At 67.5% G+C, this 15,182-nt stretch carries 13 protein-coding genes; 6 read left to right on the top strand and 7 right to left on the bottom strand.

What is annotated here, in order from left to right; all coding sequences use genetic code 11:
• The first annotated feature begins 36 nt into the window (after nucleotides 1-36).
• From M8445_RS10555 to clpB, 6 genes are all read left to right on the top strand, one after another.
• On the top strand, nucleotides 37-1,050 hold the full coding sequence (locus M8445_RS10555) for a branched-chain amino acid ABC transporter permease (RefSeq protein ID WP_273987720.1): 1,014 nt from the start codon (nucleotides 37-39) through the stop codon (nucleotides 1,048-1,050).
• Entirely contained in the window at nucleotides 1,047-2,675 is a 1,629-nt protein-coding gene (locus tag M8445_RS10550) for a branched-chain amino acid ABC transporter permease (protein ID WP_273987719.1), read from the top strand. Before M8445_RS10555 ends, M8445_RS10550 begins: the two co-directional genes overlap by 4 nt.
• Complete coding sequence (locus M8445_RS10545) at nucleotides 2,672-3,487, top strand: ABC transporter ATP-binding protein (protein ID WP_273987718.1); 816 nt, start codon at nucleotides 2,672-2,674, stop codon at nucleotides 3,485-3,487. The genes M8445_RS10550 and M8445_RS10545 overlap by 4 nt, the downstream gene beginning before the upstream one ends.
• Nucleotides 3,480-4,208 (top strand): ABC transporter ATP-binding protein, encoded by a 729-nt coding sequence (locus M8445_RS10540; RefSeq protein ID WP_273987717.1) that lies wholly within the window; start codon nucleotides 3,480-3,482, stop codon nucleotides 4,206-4,208. Before M8445_RS10545 ends, M8445_RS10540 begins: the two co-directional genes overlap by 8 nt.
• 164 nt (nucleotides 4,209-4,372) lie before the next feature.
• Nucleotides 4,373-5,362: a lipocalin family protein gene (locus M8445_RS10535; RefSeq protein ID WP_273987716.1), complete on the top strand. Its 990-nt coding sequence runs from the start codon at nucleotides 4,373-4,375 to the stop codon at nucleotides 5,360-5,362.
• Between the two features lie 225 nt (nucleotides 5,363-5,587).
• Nucleotides 5,588-8,146 (top strand): ATP-dependent chaperone ClpB, encoded by a 2,559-nt coding sequence (clpB, locus tag M8445_RS10530; protein ID WP_273987715.1) that lies wholly within the window; start codon nucleotides 5,588-5,590, stop codon nucleotides 8,144-8,146.
• A gap of 169 nt (nucleotides 8,147-8,315) precedes the next feature.
• On the opposite strand, the gene M8445_RS10525 is transcribed toward clpB, so the two are convergent.
• The 7 genes from M8445_RS10525 to M8445_RS10495 form a co-directional block, all read right to left on the bottom strand.
• Nucleotides 8,316-8,825, bottom strand: a complete 510-nt coding sequence (locus M8445_RS10525; RefSeq protein WP_273987714.1) for an SRPBCC family protein — start codon at nucleotides 8,823-8,825, stop codon at nucleotides 8,316-8,318.
• Entirely contained in the window at nucleotides 8,822-9,169 is a 348-nt protein-coding gene (locus tag M8445_RS10520) for an ArsR/SmtB family transcription factor (RefSeq protein ID WP_273987713.1), read from the bottom strand. The genes M8445_RS10525 and M8445_RS10520 overlap by 4 nt, the downstream gene beginning before the upstream one ends.
• 205 nt (nucleotides 9,170-9,374) lie before the next feature.
• Entirely contained in the window at nucleotides 9,375-10,376 is a 1,002-nt protein-coding gene (locus M8445_RS10515) for a cation diffusion facilitator family transporter (RefSeq protein ID WP_273987712.1), read from the bottom strand.
• A 128-nt stretch (nucleotides 10,377-10,504) separates the two neighbouring features.
• Nucleotides 10,505-11,020: a PH domain-containing protein gene (locus M8445_RS10510; protein WP_273987711.1), complete on the bottom strand. Its 516-nt coding sequence runs from the start codon at nucleotides 11,018-11,020 to the stop codon at nucleotides 10,505-10,507.
• Between the two features lie 16 nt (nucleotides 11,021-11,036).
• Entirely contained in the window at nucleotides 11,037-12,431 is a 1,395-nt protein-coding gene (gene radA / locus M8445_RS10505) for a DNA repair protein RadA (RefSeq protein ID WP_273990887.1), read from the bottom strand.
• A complete protein-coding gene (locus M8445_RS10500; protein ID WP_273987710.1) occupies nucleotides 12,424-12,705 on the bottom strand; it encodes a DUF2087 domain-containing protein in 282 nt (93 codons plus the stop codon). The genes radA and M8445_RS10500 overlap by 8 nt, the downstream gene beginning before the upstream one ends.
• Before the next feature lie 198 nt (nucleotides 12,706-12,903).
• Nucleotides 12,904-15,144: an ATP-dependent Clp protease ATP-binding subunit gene (locus M8445_RS10495; RefSeq protein WP_273987709.1), complete on the bottom strand. Its 2,241-nt coding sequence runs from the start codon at nucleotides 15,142-15,144 to the stop codon at nucleotides 12,904-12,906.
• Nucleotides 15,145-15,182: the final 38 nt, after the last annotated feature.

The raw sequence follows: 15,182 nt of genomic DNA, 5'->3' as shown, positions 1-15,182 counted from the left end.
GGCGACCACACTCCCACGCAAAGGAGTTGAATTTCTTTGGATCTCGCGACCCTCCTGCCCTTCCTGGTCAACGTGATCGTCGGCGGTCTCGTCCTGGGCTTCGTGTACGCGATCATCGCGCTGGGTTACACCATGGTGTACGGCGTGCTGCAACTCATCAACTTCGCGCACTCCGAGGTGTTCGTCACCGGCGCCGTCGTCGGCTTCGAAGTCTTCCGCGTTCTGAACGGCGTCGAGATGAACGGCTACCTCAAGCTGCTGATCGCGCTGCTGGCTGCCATGCTCGTTTCCGGCGGCCTGAACGTCCTGATCGAGCGCCTGGCGTACCGCCCGCTGCGCGGCGCACCGAAACTGGTGCCGCTGATCACCGCCATCGGCGTGTCCCTGATCCTGCAAGACGTCCTGCGCGTCATCGAGGGATTCCAGGGCCGGTTCGACCTGACGTACACCCTGCCGAACGGCTTCGCCAACAAATTCTGCGCCGCCGAGAGCACCTGCGCGCCACTGGGGAACTTCCTGCGCGGCGTGGGCATCGACATGCAGCTCAAGGACGTGATCCTGGTTGTCGTGGCGCTGATCAGCCTCGCCGTCCTGAACTACATCGTGAACCGTACCCGCATGGGCAAAGCCATTCGCGCCGTCGCGCAGGACCGCGTGACCGCCGGCCTGATGGGCATCGACAGCAACCGCATGATCAGCGCCACCTTCCTGATCGGCGGGGCGCTGGGCGGCATCAGCGGCGTGCTGTTCGGCATGAAGTTCGGTACCGTGAACGCCTACAGCGGCTTTGACCCGGGCATCATCGCCTTCACGGCCGCCGTTCTGGGCGGGATCGGCAGTATTCCCGGCGCGGTGCTGGGCGGCCTGACCCTGGGCGTCATCCAGAACCTGATCGGCGTGACGAACATTCTGGGCATGGTGGTCGGCAGTGAGAACCTGGGCGCCATCGACGCCAGTTACCAGCGGATCGGGGCGTTCATCGTGCTGGTCCTGATCCTGATCTTCAAACCTACCGGCCTGCTCGGCAAGAGCAACGTGGAGAAAGTATGAGCCTGCCCTCCATGTTCGACACCAACCGCGACGGGAAACCCGACCGGACCATCCTGCTGATCGCGTTCTTCCTGATCACCAGCGCCGTGCTGCTGGTCTCGCATAACGGCCCGCTCCTCGAGGGACTGGGCAGCGCCGGGCAGTTCCTGAAAAACCCCATCACCGAAGCGTTCTTCGTGTCGCTGTTCCTGGCGAACATTCTGTTCGCGTACCTGTGGAAGGCCGCCCCCTGGGCGCGCGCCCTGGTCGGAGTGGCCAGCCTGCTGATCGTGCTGCCGTGGGCCGGACGGGAAGACACCAGCCTGCTCGACCTGAGCATCCAGATCATGATCTTCGCGGCGCTGGCGCTGGGCCTGAACATCGTGGTGGGTCTCGCGGGCCTGCTGGACCTGGGGTACGTGGCGTTCTTCGCGGTCGGCGCGTACACCTGGGGGATCTTCGCCAGCCCCCGCTTCGCCGAGATCCTGCGGTACTACGGCGAGAACCCGGGCGCCACCAACGCCGGCACGCTGGCCATCGGCCTGTTCCTGACGGTCGTGACGGCCGCCAGCATGGTGTACATCAACCGCCTGACCAGCCGTCAGGCCCCCACCGCCACGAGCACCTGGAGTTTCCGCCTCGCGGCCTTCGGTCTGGTCGCGGGCCTGACCCTCGCGGCGCGCGCCACCATCGTGCTGATGTCCGGTCAGGCCGAGGGGCTCGCCAACGGCATCGACCCCGGCTTCTTCTGGCTGTTCCTGGCCCTGAGCGTCCTGGCCGCCGCGATTGTCGGCGTGCTGATCGGCCTGCCCGTGCTGCGCCTGAAGGGCGATTACCTCGCGATCATCACGCTGGGCCTGGGTGAAGTGATTCGCGTGCTAGCGAACAACCTGGACCTGTACACGGCGGGCTCGCAGGGCATCACGCCCATCCGCAGCGCCAACGTGCCCTGGTTCAACTCGCTGGCCGGCGCGCTCGGCTTCACCGAGGACCAGCATTACCTGCTGTTCCTGTACGTGCTGGTCCTGATCGTGGTGGGCGTGATCCTGCTGGTGAACGTCCGCCTGGACCGCAGCCGCATCGGCCGCGCCTGGATCGCCATCCGTGACGACGAGGTCGCCGCGCAGGCCATGGGCGTGCCGCTGGTGCAGACCAAACTGATCGCCTTCGCGACCGGCGCGAGCTTCGCGGGCATCATGGGCATGATCTTCGCCGCCAAGCAGACCTTCATCAGCCCCGAGTCCTTCAACCTGTTCCAGAGTATCGGCGTGCTCAGCATGGTCATCCTGGGCGGCATGGGCTCCTTCCCCGGCGTGATCCTGGGCGCGGCCGTCGTAACCCTGCTGAACCTGCGCATCCTGCCGGGCCTGGGCGAGGCGACCGCCAACCTGGGCATCCCGCAGCAGGTGAACCCGGGACAGCTGCAACGCCTGATCTTCGGGATCATCCTGGTCGCCATGATGCTGCTGCGCCCCGAGGGCCTGCTGCCCAACAAGCGCCGTACCCTCGAACTGCACCACGAGGACAACCAGGAAGACGACAGCGTGGACGGCAACGCCGGAGCGCTGGGGAACACGGGCGCCGAGGTGTACTCGGCCGGCGTTGCGCCCGCCAAACACGAGGACAACGCAGGAGGCCGCAAATGACCGGCACCGGCAACATTCTGGACGTGCAGGGTGTCACGAAGATCTTCGGCGGCCTGACCGCCGTGAACGAAGTGACCATGAGCATCCCCGAGCGCAGCATCGTCAGCGTGATCGGCCCGAACGGCGCGGGGAAAACCACGTTCTTCAACATGATCACCGGCATCTACCAGCCCACGCGCGGCACCATCCGCCTCGCCGGGCGGGAACTGGTGGGCATGCGCCCCGATCAGGTGACGGAAGCCGGGATTGCCCGCACCTTCCAGAACATCCGCCTGTTCTCGACCATGACCAGCGAGGAGAACATCATGGTGGGCCGCCACGCCCGCCTGAAAAGCGGCTTCGTGGACGCCGTGCTGCGCACCAGGAAATTCCATGATTCCGAACAGGAGGCGCGCGACACGGCCCGCCTGATGCTGGACTTCGTGGGCCTGAGCAAGTGGCGTCAGGAACTGGCGACCAACCTGCCGTACGGCGACCAGCGCAAACTGGAAATCGCGCGTGCGCTGGCCACGACGCCCAAACTGATCCTGCTGGACGAACCGGCCGCCGGCATGAACCCCCGCGAGACCGAGGACCTGAAAAGCCTGATCCGCCGCGTCCGTGACGAACTGGGCGTGACCGTCTGCCTGATCGAGCACGACATGCGGCTGGTCATGACCCTGTCCGAACACATCACCGTGCTGGACTACGGCAGCAAGATCGCCGAGGGCCTGCCCTATCAGGTCCGCAACGACCCCCGCGTGATGGAAGCCTACCTGGGCCGTGGGGCCGCCGCCGGCGAGTACGGGAAGGAAGAACGTCCTCATGTCTGAACTGAAACCCATGCTGGAACTGAACGACGTCCACACCTACTACGACCACATTCACGCTCTCAAGGGCGTCAGCATGACCGTCAACGAGGGCGAGATCGTCGCCCTGATCGGCGGGAACGGCGCGGGCAAGACCACCAGCCTGCGCACCATCAGCGGCATGATGAAACCCCGCCGGGGCACCATGACCTACCAGGGGCAGAACATCTCCGGTATTCCCGCGCACCACACCATGCAAAAAGGCATCAGTCACGTGCCCGAAGGCCGGCGTATCTTCAAGGACCTCTCGGTCCGCGAGAACCTGGAAGTCGGCGCGTACACCGTCACGGACCGCGCCCTGATCGAGAAGCGCGTGCAGGAAGGCTTCGAGTTCTTCCCGCGCCTGAAAGAGCGCGAGGCGCAGCTGGGCGGCACCATGTCCGGCGGAGAGCAGCAGATGCTGGCCATCGCCCGCGCCCTGATGGTCAACCCGCGCCTGCTGCTGCTGGACGAACCCAGCATGGGCCTGTCCCCGCTGTTCGTGGAAGCCATCTTCGACATCATCGTCAAGCTGAACAAGGAGCGCGGCACGACCGTCCTGCTGGTCGAGCAGAACGCCAGCATGGCCCTGGGCATCGCCCACCGCGCGTACGTCCTCCAGACCGGCGAGGTCAAACTCAGCGGGAACGCCGCCGACATCGCCAACGACGAGAGCGTTCGCAAAGCGTACCTGGGCGAAGAGTAAACCCCCCTCGCTACCGACCCTCCGGGCAACTGGGGGGTCGGTTTGCTGTGGGGTGCGTGGGCCCGGAGCAGTGGGATATATCTCGCCAGCCCTACCATCAGTTACCTATCCCCCGGCCTCATCTGCCCTCACAGATCACCTCGGGGTCGGTTAGGCTGGCCCTGATGCGAATCAAGGTGTGGACGGTGCTGATTGCGGCGGCCCTGACGGCGTGCGCGCCGGTGCAGACGACGGTGAATCCGGCGGCGCTGCCGGCCGTGACGGAGTTCGGAGCGCACGAGAACCCGATGGAGTGGTGGTACGTGAGTGCCTACCTGCCCGGCGATGGGCTGGCGCTGCACTGGGCTCAGTTCCGGGTGCGTGATCCGCGCGTGCCGGTGCCGGTGTTCATCTCGCATGTGGCGGTCACGGACCTGCGCTCGGGGCAGGTGACGTTCCTGGAGCAGTCGCCGGGCACGGGTGAGGTGGCGTTCCCGCCGCTGCGAATCCGGCAGGGCGCGTGGACGCTGACGCAGGCGGGGCCGCAGCCGGGGGCGGTGTCCACGGGGGCCTTCGCGTTGAAGGCGGGGCCGCTGGACCTGACCCTGACGCCGCTGAAAGGGCCGATGCTGCACCCGCCGGGCTTTAGTGGCAGCGCGGACACGGGCGTGCTGTTCTACCAGGGGATCACGCGGCTGGCACTGGCGGGGTCCGTGAATGGGCGGGCCGTGCAGGGCGAGGCGTGGCTGGATCATCAGTGGGGCAACCAGATTCCGGGGCAGACGGCGCTGTGGGACTGGTTCAGCGTGCAGCTGGAGGGTGGCCGGGACCTGATGGTATACCGGGTGCGGCGACTGGACGGGACGGTCGCGCAGTTGATCGGCAGTGTGGTCGAGCCGGACGGGAGCGTGAGGGCCGTCAGAGGCCTGCGGGCCGTGCCCGGGGAGGAATGGGTCAGTCCGCAGGACCGACGGTACACGCTGGACTGGCAGCTGGTCTCGGACGAGTTCGATCTGAGGGTGCGGGCGGTGCGGCGCGAGCAGGAGCTGCTGAGCCGCAGTACCCGCATCGCTTACTGGGAAGGGCCAGTCGAGGTATCGGGCGTGTGGGCCGGAACGCCAGCCAGGGGGCAGGGGATGATGGAACTGGTCAGCGGGGCATGGGCACCGAAGTAAGGACACCGAAGTGAAACAGACCCCGCGTCAGAGGAACAGAGGCGCTGGTTTCCCAGCTCTGCGGTGAGTCGGCGGGGTTCGTAGAGGCGCGGGATCTGCGGGAGGATCAGAAGTCAACTGGGTTACTGTTAATCATCCGCAATAAACTTGACATGACTAGACTCAAGTTTCAGAATGGAGACAGTTGACCCAGTATCCACTCCCCCACTCCCGGAGGTTCCCGACTTGAATCCCGACCGTTTCACCGAGGCCACCACCCAGGCCGTTCAGCAGGCGCAGCAGCTCGCGCAGCAGAGCGGACACCAGAACCTGACGCCCACACACGTCCTGCGCACCCTGACCGACAACGACACCGCCGGGCGCGCCCTGACCCTGGCAGGCGGCGACCTGAACCAGATCCGCGCCGCGCTGGACGCCGAACTGCTGAAGCTCCCACGCGTGCAGGGCGGCGGCGACAACCTGTACCTCGACCCGGCCCTGAGCCGCGCCTTCGGACGGGCCGACACCCTGGCCGGACAGCTGGGCGACTCGTTCGTGGCCGCCGACGCCCTGCTCCTGGCCCTGCGCGGCGAGTACCGGGGCAGGAGCCTGCCCACCGAGACTGACCTGAACCGCGCCGTGAACGAGCAGCGCAAAGGAAAAACCGTGACGACCAAGACCAGTGAGCAGCAGTTCGACGCCCTCGCCAAGTACGGCACCGACCTCACCCAGCGCGCCCGCGACGGCAAGTTCGACCCCGTGATCGGCCGCGACGAGGAAATCCGCCGCGCCATGCAGATCCTGCTGCGCCGCACCAAGAACAACCCCGTGCTGATCGGGGAACCCGGCGTGGGCAAGACCGCCATTGCCGAGGGCCTCGCCATCCGCATCGTGAAGGGCGACGTGCCCGACGGCCTGAAGAACAAACGCATCGTCAGCCTCGAGATGGGCAGCCTGCTGGCGGGCGCGAAATTCCGGGGAGAGTTCGAGGAGCGCCTGAAAGGCGTGATCGACGAGGTGATCGCCTCGGCCGGCGAGATCATCCTGTTCGTGGATGAGATTCACACCATCGTCGGCGCGGGCAAGACCGAGGGCAGCCCCGACGCGGGCAACATGCTCAAGCCGGCGCTGGCGCGCGGGGAACTGCACCTGATCGGCGCCACAACTTTAAGCGAGTACCGCGAGATCGAGAAGGACCCCGCCCTGGAACGCCGCTTCCAGCCGGTGTTCGTGGATGAACCCAGCGTCGAGGACACCATCTCCATCCTGCGCGGCATCAAGGAACGCTACCAGGTACACCACAACGTGGAGATCACCGACCCGGCGCTCGTGGCGGCCGCGCAGCTCTCTCACCGGTACATCACGGACCGTCAACTGCCCGACAAGGCCATCGACCTGATCGACGAGTCCGCCGCGCGCCTGCGCATGGCACTGGAATCCAGCCCGGAACGCATCGACCAGCTGGAGCGCCGCAAGCTGCAACTGGAAATCGAACGCGAGGCCCTGAAGCGTGAGAAGGACCAGGACAGCCAGAACCGCCTGCTGGACATCGAGGGCGTCCTGAAAACCATCACGGACGAACTCGCGGACGTCCGCGCCCGCTGGGAAGGCGAGCGGCACGAGGTCGCCGCGCTGCGCGAGAAACGCGAGTCGCTTGATCAGGTCCGCACGGACATCGAGAAGGCCCGCCGCGATTACGACCTGCAACGCGCCGCCGAACTGGAGTACGGCACGCTCCCGCAACTGGAAAAGGAAGTGCAGGAGCTGGAGCACAAACTCAAGGGCGCGGAGTTCGCGCACACCCAGGTGACTGAGGAGGACATCGCGTTCGTCGTGAGCCGCTGGACCGGCATTCCCGCGAATAAACTGATGGAGGGTGAACGCGAGAAACTGCTGAAACTCGAGGAGCAGCTCCATGACCGCGTGATCGGACAGGACCGCGCCATCGTCAGCGTCGCCGACGCCATCCGCCGCAGCCGCGCCGGCCTGAGCGACCCGAACCGCCCGCTGGGCAGCTTCATGTTCCTCGGCCCGACCGGAGTCGGCAAGACCGAACTGGCCAAGGCGCTCGCGGAATTCCTGTTCGACAGTCAGGACGCCATGGTCCGCATCGACATGAGCGAGTACATGGAGAAACACACCGTCGCCCGCCTGATCGGCGCGCCTCCCGGGTACGTGGGCTTCGAGGAAGGCGGCCAGCTGACCGAGGCCGTCCGCCGCCGCCCCTACGCCGTGCTGCTGTTCGACGAGATCGAGAAAGCCCACCCGGACGTGTTCAACGTCCTGTTGCAGGTGCTCGACGACGGCCGCCTGACCGACGGGCAGGGCCGCACCGTGGACTTCCGCAACACCCTGATCATCCTGACCAGCAACATCGGCAGTCCGCTGATCCTGGAAATGCAGCACCGGGGTGACAGCTCCGCCGACATCCGCGACGCCGTGATGGGCGAGTTGCAGGGGCACTTCCGCCCGGAGTTCCTGAACCGCGTGGACGACATCATCGTGTTCGACGCCCTGACCGCCGCCGACCTGCACCGCATCGTGGACATCCAGATGCGCGGCCTGATCAAACGCCTCGCCGAACGCCGCGTGAGCCTGCACCTGTCAGGCGCCGCCAAGGACCGTCTCGCGCAGATCGGGTACGACCCGGCCTTCGGCGCCCGCCCGCTGCGCCGCGCGATCAGCCGCGAGATCGAGACGCCACTGGCCCGCGAAATCCTGCAGGGCCACGTGCCCGACAACACCAGCCTGAACGTGGATTTCGACGGCACGAACTTCCAGTTCCAGATCGGCGCGCTGAACTGATCCGGACTCGCAGAGCTGCGCCGCAGAGCGAGTAGGAGCAAAGAGGATTCCGGGCGTGGAGTTAGCAACCCGGTGTGGTTCCGGGTTGTTAACGAAACAGCTGGAATCCGTGTGACAGAGCAAAAAGCAGCGGCTCCCCTCCTACTCGGGGAGCCGCTGTCTGTTCAGGTCAGGCGAGGTGTTCGGCCAGGCGGTCCCAGGTTTCGGTGATGCCCTGGAGCATGCCCATGTCCATGACGACCTGCAGGTCTTCCGGGCGGACGTACGTGGAACGGCTGGTGACGCGGGTGCCGCCGGGGACAGCCTCGAAGGTCAGGTCGGCCAGCGTGGCGGGCATCTGGTCATTGACCGCGCCGTGCTCGTCGCTGAAGTAGTCGGTGTAGGTCAGGCGGGTGGGCGCCTCGATGCGTTCGTACACGCCCAGGCCCCAGCTCTGCATGCCGTGGAAGTCGCCCTGGGCGGGGTCCGTGCAGGTCATGCAGTAGTGCCAGCGGCCGCCGGGGGTCAGGTCAATCTCGCAGTGCGTGAGTTCCCAGCCGCGGGGTCCCCACCAGTGGCGCAGGTGCTCGGCCTGCGTGAACGCTGCGAACACACGTTCGGGATTGGCGGCGAAGGTGCGTTCCAGGACGAGGGTGCGGGCGTCTTCAATGCGGTGGTCGAGGGTGGCGGCGTGCGTCATGGGGAACCTCCGGGTTCGGTGGGGTCAGGCGTGGCGGGCGGGAGGGTGCTCAGGTAGTCGTCCAAGCGGTCGAGGCGGGCTTCCCAGAGGGAGCGGTAGCGGCCCAGCCAGTCGTCGAGGTCGCGGAACGCGGTGGGCTGCAGGTGGCAGATGCGGCGGTTGGCCTGGGGGTGAACGGTGATCAGTCCGGCGTCACTGAGGACCCGCAGGTGCTTGGAGGTCTGCGGCTGGCGCAGGTTCAGCTGGTCAGCGATCTCGCCGACGCTGAGGGGCCGGGCGCGGAGCAGTTCGACGATCTGGAACCGGTGCGGGTCTGCCAGGGCGGTGAAGGTGAGGTGGTTCAAGTGGCGGTTGACCTCCTTGTGGGGCGCTCTGTTGTGCACTTATTATGCCTCAAGCAGAATATTCCTGTCAAGACATGTTTCGGGTAGATCAGAGGCGGCCTGCTCTGCCGCCTTCTCCCCTGCCGACCACGCGTCCCAACAGCCTTCCGTTGCCTGTGGGGCAGGGCCTGTCCGGAGATCCACCTTCAGGATCCCACCGCCGCTCTTATGGGTGCAGCGCCTCGCTCTCGTGGTCGCTGTGGGCATCCGGCCCCTCGATCTGCACGGTGCTGTGCGTGATGCCGTGCCGCCCGGCGATCTCCTGCACGCGCGGCAGCAGCTCTGCCCCTGTATCCGGGGCCACCAGATGGGCCGTGAGGTTGTTCACGCCGCCCGTCACGCTCCAGACGTGCAAGTCGTGAACGTCCGTCACGCCGGGCAGCGCAGCCAGTTCACGGCGCAGGCCCGTGAGGTTCAGGCCGTCCGGCACGCCCTCCAGCAACACGTTCACGCTCGCACGCAGCAGCGCCCAGGTGCGGGGCAGCACCCACAGACCGATGGCGGCGCCCAGCAGCGGGTCCACCCAGGTCCAGCCCGTGAAGCGGATCAGCAGCGCACCGATGATGACGGCCACGCTGCCCAGCAGGTCGCCCATGACTTCCAGGTACGCGGATTTCATGTTCAGGCTGCCCCCCTGTCCCCCCGCCAGGATGCGGGCGCTGATGAGGTTCACGATCAGGCCCAGCACGGCCACGATCAGCATGGGCGCTGCTTGCACCTCGACCGGCTGCGCGAAGCGGCGCGCGGCCTCGACCAGCACGTAGATGCCGACGGCAAACAGTGCCCCGGCGTTCAGGGCGGCGGCCAGAATCTCGGTGCGGCGGTACCCGAAGGTGCGGCGGGTGTCGGCGGGCCTGGCACCCACGCGAATGGCGAGCAGGGACAGGCCCAGCGCGGCGGCGTCGGTCAGCATGTGCCCCGCATCACTCAGCAGGGCCAGACTGCCGGACGTGAAGGCGTACGCGACCTCCACGATCAGGAACCCGCCGGTCAGGATAAGCGCCAGGGTCAGTTGCCGCGCGTTCGCGTTCGCACCGTGGTTGTGCGCCCCGTCGTGAGTGTCTGAACTGTGGCCCTGCGCGGCGTGTGCGTCGGGGCGGTGGTCACCAGGGCCGTGTTCACCGGGTCCGTGATCATGGGAGCTGTGGTCGTGGGGGTGGTCAGTCATTCACCGAGCGTGCCACGGGCCACTCCGGGGCGGATGCGGGCCGCGTTTACCAGTCGTGGCGGATTGCGCACAGGATGACGCGGGAGCGGTTCAATGCCGTCTCTCCGACCGACATGACCTGACCGACACTACACGGTCGGCACGCCCCGCGCGGCCAGGGCACGGGCGAGCGCGTCCGGGTTGGCGGGCGTCAGGTAGTACGGCACGCCGCCCCGCTCCACGATCAGGCCGCCTTGCGTGTTCGAGGCGAGCGCCTGCACGCTGCGGTAGGCGGGGCCGGTGAAGGTGTAGTTGCCGCTGTAATAGCCGGGCAGGCCCACGCCGCCCACCTTCAGGCCCAGGTGTCCCTCTGTGCGGCGCAGGCGCAGGTCACGGTACGGCCACTCGAACGTTCCGGAAAAGCGGCTGACGCGCAGCCCCGTGTCGGTCAGGGTGTACGAGAGCCGCCGGGGCAACTGCGCGAACAGTGCGGCCAGTCCCACGCCCAGCAGCGTGAGGAACACGCTCCCGGCCAGCGGCAGAGGCCTGTCGGCCCCGTCATCCGGCACCCAGGCGGTCACGATCAGCATCAGCGGCGCCACCCAGGTCAGCGCCCGGAACCAGAGGGGCGAGGTGGGGGGCGCGACCGGAACGGCAGTGTTCATGCCGTCCGGTACGCGCCTACCCCGCGCGGGGTTTCCGGCTGCCCGCCCCCGGACTGCCTGCCGCACGGCCCTGCCAGACCTGCGCGACGGCTTCCTCGACGCTTTTCACTCCGTCCGGGTGGCCATCCAGGCCGGGTGGGACGATCAGGCGGGTGTACCCGGCGCGGCGGGCTTCCTCGGCGCGGCGGATCGAGCCGGTCGTGGAGCGCACCTCGCCCGCCAGTCCGACCTCGCCGAACACGGCCACGTTGCCGGGCAGGGCGCGGCCCACCACGGCGGAGTAGATCGCCAGGGCGATCGCGAGGTCCAGGCCCGGATCGGGGACTTTCAGGCCGCCCGCGAGGTTCACGTACACGTCCAGGCCGCCCAGCGTCAGGTCCAGGCGGCGTTCCAGCACGGCCAGCACCACGTCCACGCGGCGCGGGTCGAGACCCACCACGACCCGGCGGGCGTTCGGGTACGGGGTCTTGCTGGCCAGTGCCTGCACTTCCAGCAGCATGGGCCGCTGCCCGTCGATGGTGGCGGCCACGACGCTGCCCGGCACGTCCAGGGGCCGCTCGGCCAGGAACGCCGCCGACGGGTTCTCGACGGCGATCAGGCCCTCGCCGCGCATCTCGAACACGCCCAGTTCACCGGCCTGCCCGAAGCGGTTCTTGACCGAGCGCAGCAGCCGGAACGACCCGACCGTCTCGAGGAACACGGTGGTGTCCACGATGTGCTCCATGACTTTCGGTCCGGCGACCGTGCCGTCCTTGGTCACGTGCCCGACCAGGACGGTGGCCGTACCGGTTTCCTTGGCGGCGCGGGTCAGCATGGCGGTGCCGTCGCGGACCTGCGCCACGCCGCCGGGCGCGCCCTCGCCTTCCACGGTCACGGTCTGGATGGAATCCACGATGCACAGCGCGGGTTTATGCTCGCTCATCAGCGCGGCCACATGCTCGGCGCGGGTGTCCCGCGTGAGTTGAATGTCCGCGCCGCCCTCCAGGGCCACGCCCAGCCGGTCGGCGCGCAACCGGATCTGCTCCAGCGATTCCTCACCGGCCACGTACAGCACGGTGCCGCCCAGTTTCGCCACGCGGTCCGCGACCTGCAGCAGCAGGGTGCTCTTGCCGATGCCCGGCTCGCCGCCGATCAGCGTGACGCCCCCGGCGACCAGACCGCCGCCCAGCACGCGGTCCAGTTCCGGAATGCCGCTGGACGTGCGCGGCTCCTCGCGGCGGCCCACGGTGGACAGCGCCGTGAGTTTCCCGCCCACCACGCCGCCGTACGCCCCGCCCCGCGAGCCAGTCGTGACGGCCGCAACTTCCTCCTCGAACGAGTTCCAAGCCTGGCAGTTCGGGCAGCGGCCCAGCGGTTTGGCGCTGGTGTACCCGCAACTGCCACAGACGTAGTTGGTGCGGGCTCTAGCCACGCGCGCCGGGGCGACCGTCGGCACGCCAGTACATGCCGTCCTCGGTGGCGAGGTAGTCGCTGTCGACCAGTTCGGTCAGCAGGAAGCTGGGGTCTTCCAGGGTGCTGTGGTCGGCCAGCACCTGCTCAATCTGCCCCTGGTCGTAAGACACGCCGGGCTCGAACAGGCCGGTCAGGTAATCGAGAATGGCCAGCTGGTGCGCGCGGCGGCGGTCGCTGGGCCACCCGGTGATACGGCCGTGTTCATCCTGAAAATCGGAAATACTTTTCGTCATGACCGCCATGCTAACCGCCCGGAGCACTCCTGAGGGTGATGCGGGTCAGCCTGCGCGTCCAGTCAGCCACGCCGGGAAGGCCGGACACGGGCAACGGTGGCCAGGAAGGCCGGGTCAGGAGGCCGGAAGACCCGGCACAGACAGCAAGAAAGGACGCCCGGCAGAGCGGACGTCCCAGCAGTCAGGAAGCGGGAGAGCTTACGCCAGGATCTGGCGGGAGGCGGCTTCCTCGCCCTTCTCGAACTGAACGCCGCCCTCGCCCAGCACGACGCGCAGTTCCTCGCCGTGGTTGGCCATGAGTTCCAGGGCCAGGGGATCCTCGATCTCCTCGCGGACAAGGGTGCGCAGTTGCCGGCTGCTGCCGACGGCGTGCTTGGGGCTGCGGGCCTTGAGTTTCGTGACCAGCCACGCGGCGATGGCCGGGTCGAACGTGACGCTCAGTTCGCGGCTGGCGAGTTCCTCGGTCATCTCGCCCATGAGTTGCTGCGCGACGCGCACCAGTTCCTCCTCGCCGAGGCTCTTGAAGCGGATGACCTCGTCGAGGCGGTCCAGGAATTCCGGCGTGAAGATGTTGCGCAGCGGGGCGTTGCTGTCCGGCGTGACCGGGCTGAAGCCCACGGTGGGCGTCACGTTGAAGCCCGTGTTGCTGGTCATGATCAGGATGGTGCGGCGGAAGTCCACGGTGCGGCCCAGTCCGTCGGTCAGGCGGCCGTCATCAAGGACCTGAAGGAAGGTGTTGTACACGTCCGGGTGGGCCTTCTCGATCTCGTCGAGCAGGATCACGCTGAACGGCTGGCGGCGCACCGCCTCGGTCAGGCGGCCGCCCTGCTCGTAGCCCACGTACCCGGGGGGCGAGCCGATCAGTTTGCTGACCGAGTGGCTCTCCTGGAATTCGCTCATGTCCATGCGGATCAGGCTGCGTTCGCTGCCGAACAGGCTGCGCGCCAGGGCCTTGGCCAGGTGGGTCTTGCCGACCCCGCTGGGTCCGACGAACAGGAAGCTCGCGGCGACGCGGGTGCGGCCACCCAGGCCCACGCGGGCGCGGCGCAGCGCACTGGACAGCGCGCGGATGGCGTCCGGCTGGCCGTACACCTGATCCCGCAGGGTGCCTTCCAGGTCACCGAGTTGCGCGGCCGTCTCCTCGGAGTAGATGCCGCCCATGGAGTTGATGACGCTCTCGATGTCCTCGCGGGTCACGTACGGTTCGCCGTCCTCGGTTTCCGCAACCGGCAGGCCCACACTCATGTTCAGGCGCACGCGGCTGGCGGCCTCGTCGATCAGGTCGATGGCCTTGTCCGGGAAGTTCCGGCCCGGCAGGCTCCGCTCCCCGATGCGCACGGCGAGTTCCAGGGCCGCTTCCGGGATCTGCACGCCGTGATGCTCCTCGTACTTGGGTTTCAGGCCGCGCAGGATCTGCAGGGTCTCGGCGGGGCTGGGTTCCAGCACGATCACCGGCTGGAAACGGCGTTCCAGGGCGGCGTCCTTCTCGATGTAGCGGTGGTACTCGCCGGTGGTGGTCGCGCCGATCACCTGGATCTCGCCGCGCGACAGGGCGGGCTTGAGGATGTTTGCAGCGTCCAGCGTGCCCTCGGCCCCTCCCGCCCCGACCAGGGTGTGCAGCTCGTCGATGAAGGCCATGACCTTGGCGTTACGCAGCTCCTCGATGATCTGCCGCAGGCGTTCCTCGAACTCGCCTCGGTACTTGGTACCGGCCACGACGCCGCTCAGGTCCAGGCTGACGAGGCGCACACCGTGCAGGTTCGGTGGGGTGCGCTTCTCGTGAATGGCGAGCGCCAGGCCCTCCACGATGGCGGTCTTGCCCACGCCCGGATCACCGATCAGGACCGGGTTGTTCTTGGTGCGGCGGGTCAGGATCTGCGTGACGCGGCGGATTTCTTCGCTGCGTCCGATCACGGGGTCCAGTTTGCCCTCGCGCGCCCACTTGGTCAAGTCGCGGCCGTACTCGTCCAGGAAGGGCGTGGCGACCGGTTTGGCCGGTTTGCTGGCCGTGCCCTCGCCCTGCGCCAGGATGCGCCAGCGGATGGTGTCCACGTCCTTCGTGAGTTCCTGAAGGATGCGGAAGGCCACACCGTCACCCTCGCGGATGATGCCCAGCAGGATGTGCTCAGTACTGGTCACCTGCGCGCCCAGGCTGCGGGCCTCGCTGGACGCCAGCTCCATAACGCGCCGGGCGCGGGGCGTGATGCTGGGCGCGTCATTCAGGCGGTTACCCTCGCCACGGCCGATGATTTCCTCCACGCGGCGGCGCAGGCCGTCAAGCGAAGCACCGAACTCTCCGAGAATGCTGGCGGCAGTACCGCCCTCGCGCATCAGGCCCAGCAGCAGGTGTTCCGGGCCGACCATCGCGTGGCCCAGGCGGTTGCCTTCCTCGCGGGCGTAATGGAACACGAGTCGGGCGCGGTCGTCGTATCTGTTCATGGGTGACCCCCAGGGGCGGAAAGCGCGGCCATCACGGG

This window comes from Deinococcus aquaticus (assembly GCF_028622095.1).
GTDB classification, from domain to species: domain Bacteria; phylum Deinococcota; class Deinococci; order Deinococcales; family Deinococcaceae; genus Deinococcus; species Deinococcus aquaticus.
This window is presented reverse-complemented; position numbering and strand designations above follow the sequence as displayed.